Origin of the sequence: Carbonicoccus niuqiaonis, from assembly GCF_050157065.1 — a bacterium.
Lineage (GTDB): Bacteria > Actinomycetota > Actinomycetes > Propionibacteriales > Propionibacteriaceae > Avipropionibacterium.
In genome coordinates this window covers 1,830,727-1,846,409 of the sequence record NZ_CP189573.1, presented here as the reverse complement: position 1 = coordinate 1,846,409, position 15,683 = coordinate 1,830,727, and the positions used below count along the sequence as shown (strand labels likewise).

At 69.1% G+C, this 15,683-nt stretch carries 15 protein-coding genes and 1 tRNA gene; 7 read left to right on the top strand and 9 right to left on the bottom strand.

The window, feature by feature from the left end; genetic code table 11:
* Positions 1-54: 54 nt before the first annotated feature.
* Positions 55-573, bottom strand: coding sequence for a hypothetical protein (locus tag ACQBAU_RS08390; protein ID WP_465255917.1), 519 nt, complete (start codon positions 571-573; stop codon positions 55-57).
* A 56-nt stretch (positions 574-629) separates the two neighbouring features.
* Between ACQBAU_RS08390 and ACQBAU_RS08385 the strand changes: the two genes are divergently transcribed.
* The 3 genes from ACQBAU_RS08385 to ACQBAU_RS08375 all read left to right on the top strand — a co-directional run bounded on the left by ACQBAU_RS08385 (position 630) and on the right by ACQBAU_RS08375 (position 1,954).
* A tRNA-Arg gene (locus tag ACQBAU_RS08385) sits at positions 630-701 on the top strand.
* Between the two features lie 155 nt (positions 702-856).
* On the top strand, positions 857-1,420 hold the full coding sequence (locus ACQBAU_RS08380) for a TetR/AcrR family transcriptional regulator (protein WP_434550385.1): 564 nt from the start codon (positions 857-859) through the stop codon (positions 1,418-1,420).
* A gap of 54 nt (positions 1,421-1,474) precedes the next feature.
* Positions 1,475-1,954 carry a hypothetical protein gene (locus ACQBAU_RS08375; protein ID WP_434550386.1) on the top strand — a complete coding sequence of 160 codons (480 nt, stop codon included), beginning with the start codon at positions 1,475-1,477 and terminating at the stop codon, positions 1,952-1,954.
* Positions 1,955-2,017: 63 nt separating this feature from the next.
* On the opposite strand, the gene ACQBAU_RS08370 is transcribed toward ACQBAU_RS08375, so the two are convergent.
* From ACQBAU_RS08370 to ACQBAU_RS08350, 5 genes are all read right to left on the bottom strand, one after another.
* The gene (locus ACQBAU_RS08370) at positions 2,018-2,512 is read right to left on the bottom strand and encodes a RidA family protein (RefSeq protein WP_465255916.1); all 495 of its coding nucleotides are present in this window, start codon (positions 2,510-2,512) and stop codon (positions 2,018-2,020) included.
* Entirely contained in the window at positions 2,490-4,061 is a 1,572-nt protein-coding gene (locus ACQBAU_RS08365) for a sulfatase-like hydrolase/transferase (protein ID WP_434550388.1), read from the bottom strand. Before ACQBAU_RS08365 ends, ACQBAU_RS08370 begins: the two co-directional genes overlap by 23 nt.
* A 49-nt stretch (positions 4,062-4,110) precedes the next feature.
* Positions 4,111-4,881 carry an SDR family NAD(P)-dependent oxidoreductase gene (locus ACQBAU_RS08360; RefSeq protein WP_434550389.1) on the bottom strand — a complete coding sequence of 257 codons (771 nt, stop codon included), beginning with the start codon at positions 4,879-4,881 and terminating at the stop codon, positions 4,111-4,113.
* Positions 4,878-6,857 carry a metallophosphoesterase family protein gene (locus ACQBAU_RS08355; RefSeq protein WP_465255915.1) on the bottom strand — a complete coding sequence of 660 codons (1,980 nt, stop codon included), beginning with the start codon at positions 6,855-6,857 and terminating at the stop codon, positions 4,878-4,880. The genes ACQBAU_RS08360 and ACQBAU_RS08355 overlap by 4 nt, the downstream gene beginning before the upstream one ends.
* 105 nt (positions 6,858-6,962) lie before the next feature.
* A complete protein-coding gene (locus ACQBAU_RS08350; protein WP_434550391.1) occupies positions 6,963-7,628 on the bottom strand; it encodes a GntR family transcriptional regulator in 666 nt (221 codons plus the stop codon).
* A 95-nt stretch (positions 7,629-7,723) separates the two neighbouring features.
* On the opposite strand from ACQBAU_RS08350, the gene ACQBAU_RS08345 reads away from it, so the two are divergent.
* The 3 genes from ACQBAU_RS08345 (at position 7,724) to ACQBAU_RS08335 (ending at position 11,103) form a co-directional block, all read left to right on the top strand.
* Positions 7,724-9,073, top strand: coding sequence for a glycosyltransferase 87 family protein (locus ACQBAU_RS08345; protein WP_465255914.1), 1,350 nt, complete (start codon positions 7,724-7,726; stop codon positions 9,071-9,073).
* 100 nt (positions 9,074-9,173) lie between these two features.
* Positions 9,174-10,040, top strand: a complete 867-nt coding sequence (locus ACQBAU_RS08340) for a peptidoglycan-binding domain-containing protein (protein WP_465255913.1) — start codon at positions 9,174-9,176, stop codon at positions 10,038-10,040.
* Positions 10,041-10,233: 193 nt separating this feature from the next.
* Positions 10,234-11,103, top strand: a complete 870-nt coding sequence (locus tag ACQBAU_RS08335; protein ID WP_434550394.1) for a peptidoglycan-binding domain-containing protein — start codon at positions 10,234-10,236, stop codon at positions 11,101-11,103.
* Positions 11,104-11,196: 93 nt separating this feature from the next.
* Here the strand turns inward: ACQBAU_RS08335 and ngcE are convergent, their stop codons facing one another.
* From ngcE to ACQBAU_RS08320, 3 genes are read right to left on the bottom strand one after another with little or no spacing between them, the layout of a single operon-like run.
* Positions 11,197-12,639, bottom strand: coding sequence for an N-acetylglucosamine/diacetylchitobiose ABC transporter substrate-binding protein (gene ngcE / locus ACQBAU_RS08330; RefSeq protein ID WP_434550395.1), 1,443 nt, complete (start codon positions 12,637-12,639; stop codon positions 11,197-11,199).
* Between the two features lie 27 nt (positions 12,640-12,666).
* The gene (locus ACQBAU_RS08325; RefSeq protein WP_434550396.1) at positions 12,667-13,602 is read right to left on the bottom strand and encodes a carbohydrate ABC transporter permease; all 936 of its coding nucleotides are present in this window, start codon (positions 13,600-13,602) and stop codon (positions 12,667-12,669) included.
* The gene (locus ACQBAU_RS08320) at positions 13,599-14,522 is read right to left on the bottom strand and encodes a carbohydrate ABC transporter permease (protein ID WP_434550397.1); all 924 of its coding nucleotides are present in this window, start codon (positions 14,520-14,522) and stop codon (positions 13,599-13,601) included. The genes ACQBAU_RS08325 and ACQBAU_RS08320 overlap by 4 nt, the downstream gene beginning before the upstream one ends.
* Before the next feature lie 152 nt (positions 14,523-14,674).
* On the opposite strand from ACQBAU_RS08320, the gene ACQBAU_RS08315 reads away from it, so the two are divergent.
* Positions 14,675-15,679: an N-acetylglucosamine kinase gene (locus tag ACQBAU_RS08315; RefSeq protein WP_465255912.1), complete on the top strand. Its 1,005-nt coding sequence runs from the start codon at positions 14,675-14,677 to the stop codon at positions 15,677-15,679.
* Positions 15,680-15,683: the final 4 nt, after the last annotated feature.

Below are 15,683 nucleotides of genomic sequence, written 5' to 3'. Positions count from 1 at the left end.
ACGTCGGTGGAGCTGACGTCCACGGGTGTCGCTGTGGCGCCCCTTCCCACGGCCTCAGCTGGTCCCGGCCACCCGGATCTCGCTCGACGACGCCATCACCAGGCCGATCGGGTCTGCGACCGGTGCCCCGTCGGCGGTCACGGTGACCCCGCCACAGGCGGCGCCCAGGCACTCGGCGTCGAACCGCACCCCCCACAGCGTGAAGAACTGGCCAAGGGTGACCGTGTTGGCCTCGGTCCCTTCGAGCCAGACCTGCCCGGACTCGTCGTGGGTGTGGGCCGAGCCTTGGAGCGCCCGCAACCGGTCGATGCCGACGAAGGCGGGGATCGTCACCGGCACCCCGTCGATCGTGACCTCGAGCTGCAGCAACCGCTGGTTGTCGATCATGTCCAGGGGTTGGTGTTCCAGCCCTGCCGCGTCGATGTTGGCGACAGCATGTCTGGGGGCGTCCCACGGCGGTGGAGTGCTCCGCATCTCGGCCTTCGCGGGTGGCGGTTGGGCGGGCGCACAGCCTGCGGATCCGAGCAGCAGCGCAGCCAACACGAAGATGATCATGAACCGGTGGCGCGACACGACGGTGAGCATAGCCGCGAGTTGGTGATACCCTAGCCGTCGGCCTGTTGGCCACGGCCCCCGTAGCTCAGGGGATAGAGCACCGCCCTCCGGAGGCGGGTGCGCAGGTTCGAATCCTGCCGGGGGCGCCGACGTTTCACTTGGTCAGCAGCACATTTCACTTGGTCAGCAGCACATTCACCCGCTCCTGGCGTCCTCTTGCGAAGTGCACGTGCCCCCGGCACCGTCATCGCTCGGGCGAGGTGATCCAGCCCCCTCCCCACCGTGACGTACCGTTTGGTACGTGGCGGTGACCGGACGGGACGAGATCCTGCGCGCGACGGCGGAGCACGTGGCGGCCCATGGCGTGACGAACCAGAGCCTGCGCCAACTGGCCGAGGCCATCGGGACCAGTCATCGGATGCTGATCTACCACTTCGGCTCCCGCGACGGGCTGCTCACCGAAGTGGTGGCCCGGTTCGAGGAACGACAGCGGATCCGGTTCGCCTCACTCGAACGACGGCGTGACGACCCCCGTGCCGCGCTGCTGGGGTTCTGGCAGCAGTTGAGCCGCGACGCCCGACAGTACGGCCCGGTGATCTTCGAGCTGTCCGCGCATGCCATGCAGGGCCACGCCCACGCCCGGCGGTTGCGCGACAGCCTGATCGAACCGTGGGTGGCGCCGATCCGTGCCCTGCTGGTCGAGATCGGACATCCGCCGGACGATGCCGAGGTGCTGGGGCGACTCGCCGTCGCGACCGTCCGGGGCCTGCTCCACGACGCCCTCCTCAGCGACGACTTCGCGACCGCCGACGCCGCGATCGAGGTGTTCGTCGAGCGGCTGCTGCTGCGATCCCCGACCGGCTGAACCGCCGCCCGGCCACGACCGGCAACAGAACCCAAATGCCCCTAGAATGTCCCGGTGAGCCAACCGCAGCAGCCCTATCCGCCCCAGCAGCAGCCGGGACAGCCCGGTCCGTACGGACAGCAGCCCGGCCAGCCCCAGCCGGGCCAGCTGCCGGCCGATGCCGCGTTCCTGAAGATGCACGTCCAGGGTTCGGTGTTGACCAACAACATGGTCCCGCCGACGTTGTACCTCGACGGCGCCCCGACCAAGCTCCCGCAGTCCGGTGAGACCGTCATCCCGGTGCCGCCGGGCCAGCACCACCTGAAGGTCGAGTCGCAGTGGATGCGCACCTTCGGTCGGGCCGAGATGACCGTCCAGGTCTCCCCCGCCCAACAGCTGGACGTCTACTACGCGGCACCGCTGCACCAGTTCACCGACGGCGCGATCGGTCTGGAGCCGCAGAAGAAGAAGGGCGTCGGGTTCCTGATCGGCCTGTTCGCCGTGCTGTTCCTGATGATCCTCGCGGTGGTCCTGCTCCCGATCCTGTTCAGCTGATCACCCGAGCGCGTCGCCGGCTCACCCCGGCGGCGCGACCACTCGAGCACTCAGGTGCCCCGCTCACTCCGCCGGGGCGATCACGGTGAGTTCGATGCCCACCGAACAGTTCATCGGCAGCGCAGCGATCCCGAGGGCCGCCCGCGCGTGCCGGCCGGCGTCGCCGTACAGCTCGACCAGGAACTCCGACGCCGCGTCGACCACCTTGTGCTGGTCGACGAACCCGGGCGCGGAGTTCACCCAGCCGGTGAGGCGGACCACGTCGGTGATCCGCTCCAAGCTGCCGAGCTCGGCCCGCAGCACGGTCAGGCAGTTGATCACCGCGAGCACCGCCGACTCCCGCGCCTCCGCCAGCCCGATCACGTCACCGACCTGACCGACGTGACGCAGCTCGGTCCCCCGCTTGGCACTGATGCTGGACGTGATCACCAGGTCGCCGGCCCGCTTCACCGGCACGTACGACCCGGCCGGGCGCGGCATCACCTCGAGCTCGTGGCCCAGTTCGCGGATCCGGTCGGCGATCCGATCCGGTCGTTCAGTCGTCGAGGACGAAGTCATACGGGGTTCCCTCCAGGGTGTTGTAGGCGGCCTTCATCTGCCATCGGTGCTGGTCGACGTATCCGGTCTCGACCGCCCAGTCGGCGAACAGTGCGGTCTCGGCGATGTCAGTCTGGGTCTCGGCGCGCACCAGCTCGGGATCCCAACCGTCGCGGGCGATCGCGGCCAGCTCAGCCACCACAGCCGAGTTCGCCGGGTCGGCCGACACGTCGGTGGTCTCGTCCGGGTCGGCCACCACGTCGAACAGCTGCGCCGGCAGGTCCGCGTGGTCGACGTACTTCCATCGGCCCTGCCGCACCATCCGCTGGTAGTACGGCCGATCCACCTTCGCCGGGCCGAGACCCGCACCCTGGTTGACGTCGGCACAGTGCTCCGACAGCGTCAGGTCGGCGAAGTCGGGATCCTCGCCACGCAGCATCGGCACCAGATCCCGACCCACCGACCGGGGCAGTGCCGGCCCACCGGCGGCCGCGACGATCGTCTCCGTGACGTCGACCAGCCCGCACACCCGATCACTGGTCACCTGCTCCGGTACGACACCGGGCCAACTGATGATCCCGGGCACCTTGACCGACGGTTCGAGCAACGTCTGCTTCCACCACAGTCCGTGCTCACCGACATGATCACCGTGGTCGGAGGTGTAGATGATCAAGGTGTTCTCGGTCAGGCCGAGCTCATCCAGGGTGTCCAGCACCCGGGTGATCAACTGGTCCATCCGGTCGACCATTCCCCAGTAGGCGGTCCGGGCCCGCAGGATGACCTCCTCGGGAACCCCACCGTGGATGCGATCCAGCCCGGTCGCGTCACGCCACCACCGCAAGAACGCGTGGTCGTCTGAGGGGGCATCCGGCCAGGGGCGACGCGGCAGACCGACGCGACCCTCGTACTTCTCGTAGTCCTCCCGGGTCGCCACGTACGGCTGGTGCGGCAGCAGGAATCCCATGGTCAGGAAGAACGGGTGCGGATCACCACCCGAACGGCGCTCGATGTCGTGCTGCCGGATCGCAGACTCGGTGGCCTCAGCCACCAAGGCGTCACGGGTGTAGTACGCATGGTGTCCGATCCCCGACTTCGACAGGCTGTCCAGGCTCGGCCCGGCAGCTCCATGGAGCTGGCCGCGCTGGACCGGTGCGGCGCCACCTCCTGACCGAGGCTTCCGGTTACCCAATCCCGGGAAGTTGGGACCATGATCACCGATCTGTCGTGCGGTGAACCCGAACAACTGGTCGATCCCGAGTACGTGCATCTTCCCGATCAGCTCCGGCCGGTAACCAGCCGCACCTGCGGAGTGCGCGAACGTCGGATGGGTCAGGTCGAACAGTTGGTTGTTGCTGACCACACCGTTGTCACTGGGCATCATCCCGGTGAGGAAGGAAGCCCGCGACGGGGCACACAGCGGCGCCTGACAGTACAGGTTCGACAGCCGCGCGCCGCGCGCCGCCAATCGGTCAAGACCGGGAGTCTCGACCACCGGATCCCCCGCACACCCCATCACCTCGGCGTGGTGCTGATCCGACATGATCACCAAGATGTTCGGCTGATCGGTCATGGGCCCTCCTCGGGTCGTCGACTACTTCTCACGTGGTCCCAGCTGTTGATCACCAGGTCCGGACCGGCCCCCGTACCGCGGATCCGTCCGGCGAGGCCAGGAACGCCATCAGGGCCCCCACCTCGGCCGACTCCAACAACAGGTTCTCGGCCTTGCGCTTGTTGCGAGCCTCCTCGCCCGAGCCGAACCGTCGCACCAGGGGGGTGTCGACCGAGCCGACGAGCAGGGCGATGACGCTGACGCCGCGGCGCCGCCACGTCTCCTCCAAGGTGATCGCGAGTCCGTTCAGGCCACCCTTGGCTGCGGCGTACGAGACCGACGCGTGGGCGTTGTGGACCCCGGCCCCAGATCCGGTGAGCACCAGCGAACTGTGGGGCGACCGGGCCAGGTGCGGCAGGGTGTGCTTGGCGACCAGGAAGGCCCCGGTCAGGTCGACCCCGATCATGGTCTCCCAGTCGGCCAGGGACAGTTCGTCCACACCGATCTGGGCATCGATGATGATGCCGGCCACGTGCAGCACACTGTCCAACCCGCCCAGCCATGCGACGGCGTCGGCGACCCGGTCCCGTACGGCATCCTCGTCGGCCACGCTGCACACGAAGTGTCGGACCCCGTCGTCGGCCGGCTCGGCCACCTCGGCCACGTCGAACCCGGCCACCGTGGCACCGCGGGCCCGGCAGGCCGCCACGGTCGCCTCACCGATCCCGGAGGCTGCCCCGGTCACCAGGACCCGCCGTCCCGCCAGGGTGGGCAGCACCGGCGATGTCGCCCCGGCTCCCCCGGTGTTCGGCTCGTCGGTCGGTGCGGGTGTTGCGGTCATGCGGTTCCCCCTCGGTGCGATTCGGTCAGCACCAGTGTGGGGCTCGGCGGCATGTCCTCGCCGTCGGTGACCATTCCGCTCGCGAGGTGGACACGGGTCCGGCCCGGCTCGGCACCGGGTCGGGCGTCACTGGGCAGCAACCGGGCCGCGAAGTCGTCCCCGGTGATCAGCCACCCCTGCGCGTCCCGCGACACGGTCCGCGGTGCCGCGTGGCAGGCGGTGTTGAGGACGCGCAGCAGATGGAAGGTCGGCTGCAGGTTGCGCATCCGGTCGAGCAGTCCGGGGTTCAGGTCCAAGGTGCGGTCCAACTCGGTGAACCCGTCGACGACGAACCCGGCTCCACCGGCGGTGGCCCGGCAGAACAGGTCAGCCACCAGGTCGAGATCGGCGGGATCGTTGCCCTGCAACGGATGCACGAGGTCGAGCCGAGCGGCGTGCCCGGTCGCCAGTGCCTCGTCGACCAGCTCCGGCGACGGGGCCTGGACGGTCAGCCGTACGGTGTCGTCGACGCCGGCGGCGGTCAGGTCGGCCAGCACCTCGCTCACCTCGGCGGGTGCGAAGCCGTACCGCCAGCGAGGCAGCTCTCGGGCACCCTTGGCACCCCGGTGCAGGCACCCGGCGGTCAGCGCACGGCCCTGGTCGGCGAGCCAACCGGCCTCGTCGGTGGTGAGCCGCACCCGGTCCAGCAGCACCAGTTCGACCCGATCGACGACCTCGGTCGACGGCAGTTCCGGCAGTTCCCCGGCCGGCCACAGCACCCGCGCGGTCACCGACGCCCCTTCGGCCCGCAGCAGTTGGAGCCGCCCCACGAGATCGGGGTCGCGGGTGTCGCGGTCCGACACCGACACCTGTCGCGCCCCCAGCTCCAGGCAGGCCAGCACCGGGTGGTCGTCGCGGACCGGCTGCCGGCCCACCGACGGGAAGGTGTCGGCGATCTCGGCGTAGCCGGCGACGGCGTGCCGCATCACCACGCCCAGCCCGGAGTCGGGGACGTCGGCGGAGACCGCACTCACCACCGGCCGGACCTGGTGCCCGGCCAGCCGCAGTCGGGTCGTACTGCCGCTGTGGACCCGGTGCACCCGCAACCCGTTCGGGTGCACCCGCACCAGCACGAAGCCGAGCTTGTCGACGTCGTCGCGCCCACGGTCGGGCGGCGGTGCGCTGGAGAACAGCTCACTGAAACCGGGTCGGGTGAACGAGGTGGAGTTGATGCCGTACGCCCGCGCGCGGCCGAGGTCTTGGACGAACCAGAAGTGGGAGTGGCCGGTGAACAGGCCCCACACCTGGTGGTCCTCGATCAGCTGCCGCAGTCGGGTCCGGGCCGGTTCGGCGATCACGTCGTAGTTGCCGAGGTCGGGATCGTCGGGGTCGCGCAGGAACAGTGGATAGTGCCAGAACAACACCGTCGGCCGGTCATCGGCGAACTGCTCGTCCAACCAGGCCCACTGCCGCTGCTCCAGTTCGCTGCCGGAGTTGAGGATCGAGGCGGCCAGCACGATGCCGCGCAGCCCGCCCACCTCGAAGGCCGACCACGGCTCGGCGGCGGTCTCGGCGTACCGCTCCATGGTCCGGGCGTCGGCGATCGCGGCCGGACTGGTGGGGTCCGGCTTGTCGCCGACGTCGGTGTTGCCGCAGGCGAGGTGGACGTTCGGGGCACAGCGCCGCACCTGCGCGGTCGCGGTCGCGAGCAGTCCGACATGGCTGTCGGAGTCGGGGTAGTCCTGCACCAGGTCACCCAGGTGGACCAGTGACGGCAACCCGGCACCCTCGGCCAGCTCGAGGGCGACCTCGACCCGGTCGTTCTGCTTCAGCCGGGAGCCGAACTCACCGGCATGGATCGCGGTCGGGTCGACCAGGTGGGTGTCGGTCATCACCACGAACGTCGGGACCGGCGTCGCGGTCCACCCGGTCCCGGTCCAGCTGTGGTCGCCGAACAGTCCGGTGCAGGGTCCCGTGCCGGTTGGCTTCGTCGTCACCTCAGACATTATGCAGTGAACGGCCCTGGCGCGATAAACCGTCTCCCCCATCGGCCACCCGGACCGGCCCCCGACACGTCGCTCCCATCGTCGGCTCCGGCCCCGTCACATGGTCGACAGGACGGCTTCCCGCGACCACGTCAGGTGCTCGGCCATCACCGCCTCGGCCTGGTCGGCATCACCGGAGGTGATCGCATCTAACAGCGCCTGGTGCGCGGCCACCGCATGCTCGGGTCCGCCGGGCACCTCGGTCCGGGCGCGGGCCCGGACCGAGTCGATCTGCTGGTTCACCCGGGTCACCAGCTCGGTCAGCTCGGGGTTGCCCGACAACGTGGCGATGGCGCGGTGCACCTGGACGTCGACCCGGCGCTCGACGGCGCCGTCGGCGAGTTGACCGGACTGCTTCGCCACCAAGGCCGTCACCTCGGCCAGGTCGTCGGCATCGGGCCGACGCTGGGCGGCGCGCCGCACCGCCGCACACTCCAACAGGCTGCGCACCTCGAACAGGTTGGCGATCTGTTGCTGGTCGAAGGTGATCACCTCGGCCCCGCGACGTGGGTTGAGCCGGACCAGCCCCTCACCGGCCAGTCGTCGGATCGCCTCACGGACCGGGGTCGTCGAGCACTCGAAGTGGTCGGCCAGCGGAATCTCCCGGAGTCGGTACCCAGGCGGCAGCACGCCACGGTTGATCGCGTCACGCAGTGAGTCCCGGATCGACTCGGCCAGCGACCCCTGGGCCCGCAGCGGACCGATCTCGTTCAGTTCGTCCACGGCAGCCCGTTCTGTTCGTGCATGGGGGTCAGTATGCCCCTGCTCGCGACGAGCCGGGCGTCGATCGACGCGGCGACGGTGTTAATGTCGCGCCGGTGAGGACATCGGCCCACCCCGGCGCGCGGCCGGCCTTCCTACCGCTGTCGGCCACGACATGGTTGTCGACACCTGGCCGGGTCGCGGTGGTGTGGCTGCTCAGCCGACTGCTGATCGGCATCGTGTACGCGACGCCGGCGGAGAACTACATCGCCGGGGATCCCTACTACTACTGGCGAAAGCTCGGGGCCATGGCCGAGGTGGGACTCGGCGGCACGATGCAGGAGTACCCGACACCGGCGGTGTGGGTGCTGCAGTTGCCGTGGCTCCTGGGCTGCGGCACCACCGTCGGGTACGTCGTCGCGTTCGCCCTGCTGATGTTGGCCTGCGATGCCCTGCTGACCGTCGGGTTGTGGCGCGCCGGGGGCCGCCGCCGGACCGCAGCGCTGGAGTTCTGGTTGGTCTTCCTGGTCGTGTTCGGCCCGTTGGCCTACTTCCGCTTCGACCTGCTCCCGGCGGTCCTGGTCGCTGCGGCCTTGCTGTTCAGCGCCGCCCGACCCGCCGTCGCCGGCGCCCTGGTGGGCGTGGGCGCGGCGATCAAGCTGTGGCCGGCGCTGGTCTACCCGGCACTGCTCGCCCGACCCGGCCGTGGCCGGACCCCGACCACGGTCGGCTTCGTGGTGGCCGGGTTCGGGCTGGCCCTGGTCAGCCTGCTGATCGGCGGTTGGGAACGCCTGGTGTCCCCGCTGACCTGGCAGTCCGACCGCGGCCTGCAGATCGAGTCGATCCCGGCCACCGCGTTGATGGCGGCGCGGGCCGTACGCCCCGACCTGTGGGTGGTCGAACTCTCGCAGTACAACGCGTACGAGCTGATGTCCGGTCCGGGGGTGGCCGCGATGACGGTCACCTCGTCGGTGCTGACGGTGCTGGGCGGACTCACCATCGTGCTGATCCTGGCCCGGGCGTTGGTCCCCGGCTTCGGCCGGCACACCGACCCCCGCCGGATCCCCGACGCGTGGCACATCGGGATGATCGTGATGGCGCTGGTGCTGATCCTGATCATCACCAACAAGACCCTCAGCCCGCAGTACGTGACCTGGCTCGGCGGGCCACTGGTGTACATGTTCCTGCACAGTGGCCGGACCGGGCAGCGATCCGCACTGACGCAACGGCTGGCCGTCGGTGTGCTGGTGCTCGCGGGGCTGACCCATCTGGTCTACCCGTTGCTCTACACCCCCTTGTACAGCGGCGGAAGCCTGATGTGGCTGCCCACACTCGCGCTGGCGCTGCGCAACCTCGGGCTGGTGATCCTCACGGTGTGGGTGGTGCTGCTGGCACTGCGACCGCCGCGGCCCCCCGTGGTAGCCGACCAGCAGAACCCTGCAGCTGTCGCCGACGACGTCTCCTGAGGCTGCCGGTTCCGGCACCGTCGAGGCGGTCCGGGTGACACCGGCACGTGACGATGATGGCGGGACACTCCGCCCCCGTCTCGAAGGAGAGAGCTCCCCCATGACCACCAGACGCACCCTGCTCACCGGCGTCGGCCTCGGCATCGCAGCCGCCGGCACCGTCGGACTGCCCGCCCTGACCGCCAACGCGTTCACCATCGACCCAGTCCTCTGCCGCCGGGTCCAGCGCGCGCTGGCAGGGATGTGGTGGGGCCTCGACTACGACGCCGGCGACCTCGACGGCAAGTACGGCGACCGCACCGCGAAGGCCACCCGGGCGTTTCAGGCCTACCACGGGCTGACGATCGACGGGAAGCCCGGACCGGCCACCCAGGCCAAGCTGTTCGACCGGGTCAAGATCGTGCAGAAGGTGGCCGGGGTGGCCCAGGACGGCAGCTACGGCACGAACACCAAGTCGGCGGTGGCAGCCTGGCAGCGGAGCAAGGGCCTCCACGCCGACGGGATCGCCGGCCCGGGCACGATGTCGAAGGCGGGCATCGTCCGCAAGTACTCCGGCAGCGGGGTCGGTGGCACGATCACGCGGGCCGAGATCATCGCCCGGGCCGGCTTCTGGGTCCTCATCGATCCGCCGTACGACCGTGGCGCCTGGCCGTCGGACCCCCACGGCCGCGGGTACCGCTCGGACTGCTCGGGCTACGTCTCGATGTGCCTGCACGCCGGCTCGTCCTACTCCACCCGCTCGCTGCCGAACGTCACCCACACGATCAGCAAGTCGTCGCTGCGGCCGGGCGACCTGCTGAACCGGTACGACTATCACGTCACCCTGTTCAACGGCTGGACCAGCTCGGCGCGGACCCACTACTACGGCTTCGACACCCGTGGCAGCAAGGGGCTGTACGAGCGCGTGATCCCGTACTCCTACCCGGGCGGCTTCCTGACCCCGCGGCGGTACAACAACGTGGCCTGATCCCCGAACCGCACCCGGGCCACGACGAGGCCACCACCCGCTCGGGTGGTGGCCTCCTTGTCGTCCCCGGAGCGTCTGGCTCGGCCGGATCGGACGCCGGTTCCGGTTCCGGCAGCGTCGAACGGTTCAAAGGTGACACCGATCCGTGACGATGCTGAAACCAGTAAGGCAACCGATCGAAGGAGACACCGCCATGACATCGCGACGCACACTGCTCACCGGAGCCCTCGGCATCGCTGCCGTCGGTACCGTCGGACTGCCGGCACTCGAAGCCAACGCCTTCACCATCGACCCCAACACCTGCGCCCGGGTGCAACGTGCCCTGGCGGGCATGTGGTGGGGGCTCGAGTACACCCGGTCCGATCTCGACGCCGAGTACGGCCCCCGGACGGCGATGGCCACCCGGGTGTTTCAGGCGTACCACGGGCTGACGATCGACGGGAAGCCCGGCCCACTCACCCAGGCCAAGCTGTTCGACCGGGCGAAGGTCGTGCAGCAGGTGGCCGGAGTCAGCAAGCGGGACGGCAACTACAACCAGGCCACGTTGGCCGCCGTCACCGCGTGGCAGCAGAGCAAGGGCCTGACCGCGGACGGCATCGCCGGCCCCGGCACGATGTCGAAGGCCGGCATCGACCGCCAGTTCTCCGGCAGTTCCGTCGGGGGCAACATCACCCGGGCCGAAGTCATTGCCCGGGCAGGGTTCTGGGTGCTGCTCGACCCGGCGTACAGCCGGACCGGGCCGTGGTTCTCCGATCCCCACGGGAAGACCTACCGACGGGACTGCTCGGGCTACGTGTCGATGTGCCTGCACGCCTCCAAGGCCCACTCCACCCACACGATGCACGAGATCTCGTACGAGATCGACAAGTCGGCGCTGCGGCCGGGCGACATCCTGAACCAGTCCGCCTACCACGTCACCCTGTTCGACGGCTGGACCAGCTCGGCCAGGACCCACTACGACGGCTTCGACACCCGGGGCGACTACGGCTTGGAGGCGCGTGAGATCCCGTACGACTACCCCGGTGACTTCCTGCACCCGCGCCGGTACCACAACATCGTCTGACCCGGCGAAACGGGCCGCCGCAGGGCGCCCGGACCGAGCGACGCCACCACCCGCTGCGGGTGGTGGCGTCGCTCGGTGAAAGGCGGACCTTGATCAGGTGCGCTCGAACTTCTGCACCTTCGGGTCCTTGGCCACCTGGTCGACGGCGGCCTGCATGGTCGCCGAGTACTGGTCGGCGGTCATCTTGCCCGACATGAGGTTGCGGGTGGCGTCGGTGGCGGCGGTCTTCAACGCCGCGTACCAGGTCATGAACTTGACCTCGAAGATGTCCTCACCGGCGGCGCCCGAGACCTCGGCGACCGAGGCCAGCGCGCTCGACGGATCGGTCAGGTTGTCACCCGCCCCCTTCACCGCGGCCAGGTTGCCGGTCAGCTCGGCGAACTTCGACGTACCGGCGTTGCTCAGCATCACCCGCAGGTACTCCTGACCACCGGCATGGTTCTTCGCCTTCGTCGGCAGGATGAACGGCTCGCCCGAGCCACCCGAGATGGCGCCCTGCGGCATCGCATCCTCCGCGGTGAGCGACGGCAGGGCCTGGACGACCATGTCAAAGCCGTCGGGCACCTTGCCCTTCATCTCGTTCTCCAACCACGAACCACACGGGATCATCGCGGCGGCACCGTTCAGCCACTCGGTCTGCGAGGTGGTGTGGTCCATGCCGACCGCGGCCGGCAGGATGAAGCCGGCGGCGGCGACCTCCTCCCACGCCTTGGCGGCAGCAAGGATCGAGTCGTTGGTCCAGGCGTCCGGCTCCAGGTTGTCGATCTTGAGCAGGACGTCGTTGCCACCGTGCTTGACCGCCATCTGGCAGAGCACGTTCGCCATGTACTGGCTGTGCACGCCGGTGTGGATGTAGGGGGCCATCGACCCCTCGCTCTTGATCTTCTCGCACAGGGCCATGAAGTCGTCCATCGTCGTGGCCGGCTCCCACCCCTTCTCCTCGAACAAGGGCTTGGAGTACCAGATGCCCCACATCGAGAACACGTAGCCGAGCTGGCGCATCACGCCGTCGAACGAACCGGACTCCTTGGCCCCCGGCAACAGCAGGTCGCCGATCTTGACGTTCGGGTCGTCGATGCTGGGCGCGTCGAGCACCGCCTGCAGGTCGGCCAGCTGGTTCTGGGCGACCAGCTGCGCCACCGGCATCGCATCGGCACCGGAGTTGTCGATCACCTCCGGCGGCTCACCGCTGGAGAACCGGGGCTGCAGGGTGGAGCCGATCTTGACCGTGGCGGTCATCTTGGCGCCGCCGCCCCACATCTCGTTGTACATCTCGACGTGAGCCTTGCCGTACTCCTGGCCGTAGCCGCCGTCGAAGATGACGACCTCCATCGGCGTGCCCTCGACGACGCCGAACGGGTTCTCCGCCGACTTCTCGGCACCCCCACCCTCCTCGGTCGGCTCGGTGCCGCCACCGGCACCGCCGGTGGCGCAGGCGGCCAGCGCCCCCGACCCGAGCAGTACCGCGCCGGTCGCCGCCGACCTGAGGATCGTCCGGCGCGAGAGCCGGAACCCGTCAGTTGGGTTGTTGGTCATGATCTTCCTTTCTGGTGTGGTCGACGCTCACTTCAGGGCGCCGGCGGTCATGCCTTCCTGGATCTGCTTCTGGAACACGAGGTAGAGGATGAGGACCGGCGCCATGCCGATCGTGAGTCCGGCGAACAGGCCGGAGAAGTCCGCCGCGTACCCCGCCTCGGCGGCCATCTTGGCCAACCCCTGCGGGACCACGTACATCGACGGATCGTCGTTGTTGACGAACAGCGGAATGATGTACTGGTTCCACAGTCCGAGGCTGTTGAAGATGCCGATGCTGATCAGTCCGGGGCGCGCCATCGGCAGCATGACCAGGAAGAACGTCCGGAAGTGTCCGGCGCCGTCCACGAACGCGGCCTCGAAGATCTCCTTCGGCAACGACTGGAAGAACGACATCAGGAAGAAGATGGTGAACGGCAGCGCGAACGCCACGTAGACCGCGATCAGGCCGTGGTAGGAGCCGATCAGGTCCAGCCCGCGCATCACGCCGTACAGCGGGACCATCGCGACCAGGATCGGGATGGCGTTCGCCGCGACGAACAGCACCGTCAGCAACCTGCGGAACGGGAAGTCGTAGCGGGCCAGGCAGTACGCGACCATCGAGCCCAGCACCATCACCACGATCACCGAGACCCCGACGATGATCAACGAGTTCTTGAAGTAGACCCCGAAGTTGGAGTCGTTCCACGCCCTGGCGTAGTTCTCCCACATCAGGTTCTGCGGCAGCCGCCACGAGTCGATGAAGATCTCGTTGTCGGTCTTCAGCGAACTGGCCAGCACCCACAGGATCGGGATCACCGTGATCAGCGTCCAGATGCCGAGGATGACGTAGGTGATCACCATCGTGACCGTGCCACTGGCACCGCGCTTGGTGAGTTCGTCCCCGGAGCCGTTCCCGGCGCCGGCAGCGGACCGCTGCTCCACCGTGGTGTCCTTCGGCTCGGTCACCTGCTCTGCGCTGCTCACAGCTCCACCTGCTCTCGACGCGTGATCCGGAAGGTCAGTGCGGCCAGCACCAGGGTGATCAGGAAGATGATCACGCCCTGGGCGGAGGCGTACCCGAAGTAGCCCTCCTGCTTGCTCAGGAAGAGCGACAACGCCATCACCGTGGTCGCGCTGTCGGGGCCACCCGGGCCGACGGTCATCACCTGGACGATGGCCAGGGCGTCCAGACTGAGGATGGCGATGTAGATGAAGGCCGTCTGCACCGACGGCCACAGCAGCGGCAGGGTGATCCGCATGAACGTGGCGAGCTTGCCCGCGCGGTCGATCGCGGCAGCCTCCAGCAGCTCGCGCGGGATCGAGGCCATCGCGGCGGTGAAGTACACCATGTAGAAGCCGACGTTCATCCAGACCAGCACCACGACCACACAGGCCAGGGCGAACCGGGTGTCCACCAACCAGGCCGGCGGGTTGGATCCCGGTGCCACCAAGCGGATCAGCGAGTTCAGCAAGCCGTTCGGCTGGAACAACTGCTGGAACAGGATGCCGAGCGCGGCGACCGAGATGACCTGCGGGACGAAGAACAGGATCCGGAAGAAGCCGGACCCCGGGACGCCCTTGATCTGGCCACCCTTGGTCGACCCCGACAGGTTGAGCATCGAGGCGAAGAAGAGGGCGATCACGATCGTGATGACCGGAACCGTCACCAGCAACACGAGGTTGTTGCGCAGCCCGCGCCAGAAGACCGCATCGGCCACGCCCTCGAAGCCGAAGATGTAGGCGAAGTTCTGCAGGCCAACGATGTTGAAGGTCTCCGAGTAGCCCGTCCAGTCCGTCATGCCCAGGTAGAACGCCTGGACGTACGGCGACACCACGAAGATGCCGAACAGGGCCAGCGGTAGCACCAGGAACGTGATCAGGAACGCGGTCTGGCCACGCTTCACGGTCTCCTCCTCGTCACGGTCGGCGGGCCGCACTGCGCGGCGGGACTCACTTGCGCAGCACACACAATCACAGGTCGACGCCGTTGGGGTGATTTTCACCCAGACGACCCCGAATCGCCACCATGCCGTGGCCAAAGCGTGATCCTGGGGGCATGATCAACGGTGTGAATCACGACCGTGCAGTCTTGGGGGCCGACGTCGGTGGCAGCACCACCCGGGTGGCGGTGGCCACCGCAGCGGGTGAGGTCGTGGCGGTGGTACGCGGACCCGCCGGGAACCCTGCCGCGGTGGGGCTCCCGGCCGCGATCGACGCCGTCCGTTCGGCATGCGCCGAGGCGCTCCGGCTCGCCCACGAACGGGCCGGAACCCCGCTGGAGCCGGTCCGGGCGGTGATCGGCCTGGCCGGCGCGACGACCCTGCGGGGTACGCCCTCGGCGGACGTGTTCGCCTCGGGCGTGTTGCCGGGCGTGTCGGTACGACTCGTGTCGGACTTCGCGGTCGCGCTGTCCTCGGCGACCGACCGACCTCGTGGGATCGTCACGATCGCCGGGACCGGATCGGGGGCGATGGAGATCGCCGACGGCGAGGATGCGGTCCGGCGGGACGGTTGGGGCTGGTTGCTCGGTGACGAAGGGTCCGGCTTCTGGCTGGGCCGCGAAGCCGTGAGGGCCACCCTGCGCGCCGGGGACGCCGGGGACCCACCCACCGGGCTCTCCGCTGCGGTGCACGAGGCGCTCGGCACGTCGTCGGTCACCGAACTGATCGCGGCCTGCTACGGCCGTCCGCCGCGTGACCTGGCGGAGTTGGCGCCGGTGGTCAGCCGCCACGTCGACGACCCGACCGCGGCAGTCATCCTGGAGCAGGCGGCCGTGCTCGTCGCCGACCGGGTGCTCGGGCTCCGGCAGGGGCGCGAGGACCTGCCGGTGGTGCTGGCCGGGTCGCTGCTGACCCCCGGCGGCCCGCTCGCCGACCCGGTCCGTACGGCGTTGCTGGCGGCCGGGGTGACCGACCTGCGACACGCCGGGGACGGCCTCGCCGGTGCCCTGTGGCTCGCCGGACGACCCGACCAGGACGACACGACCACACCACGCGCCCGCTGGTCTCAACTGTTGGGTAGCCTTGACCGGTGTCGGGCCACGGCTCGACCTCATCAGTAGCTCA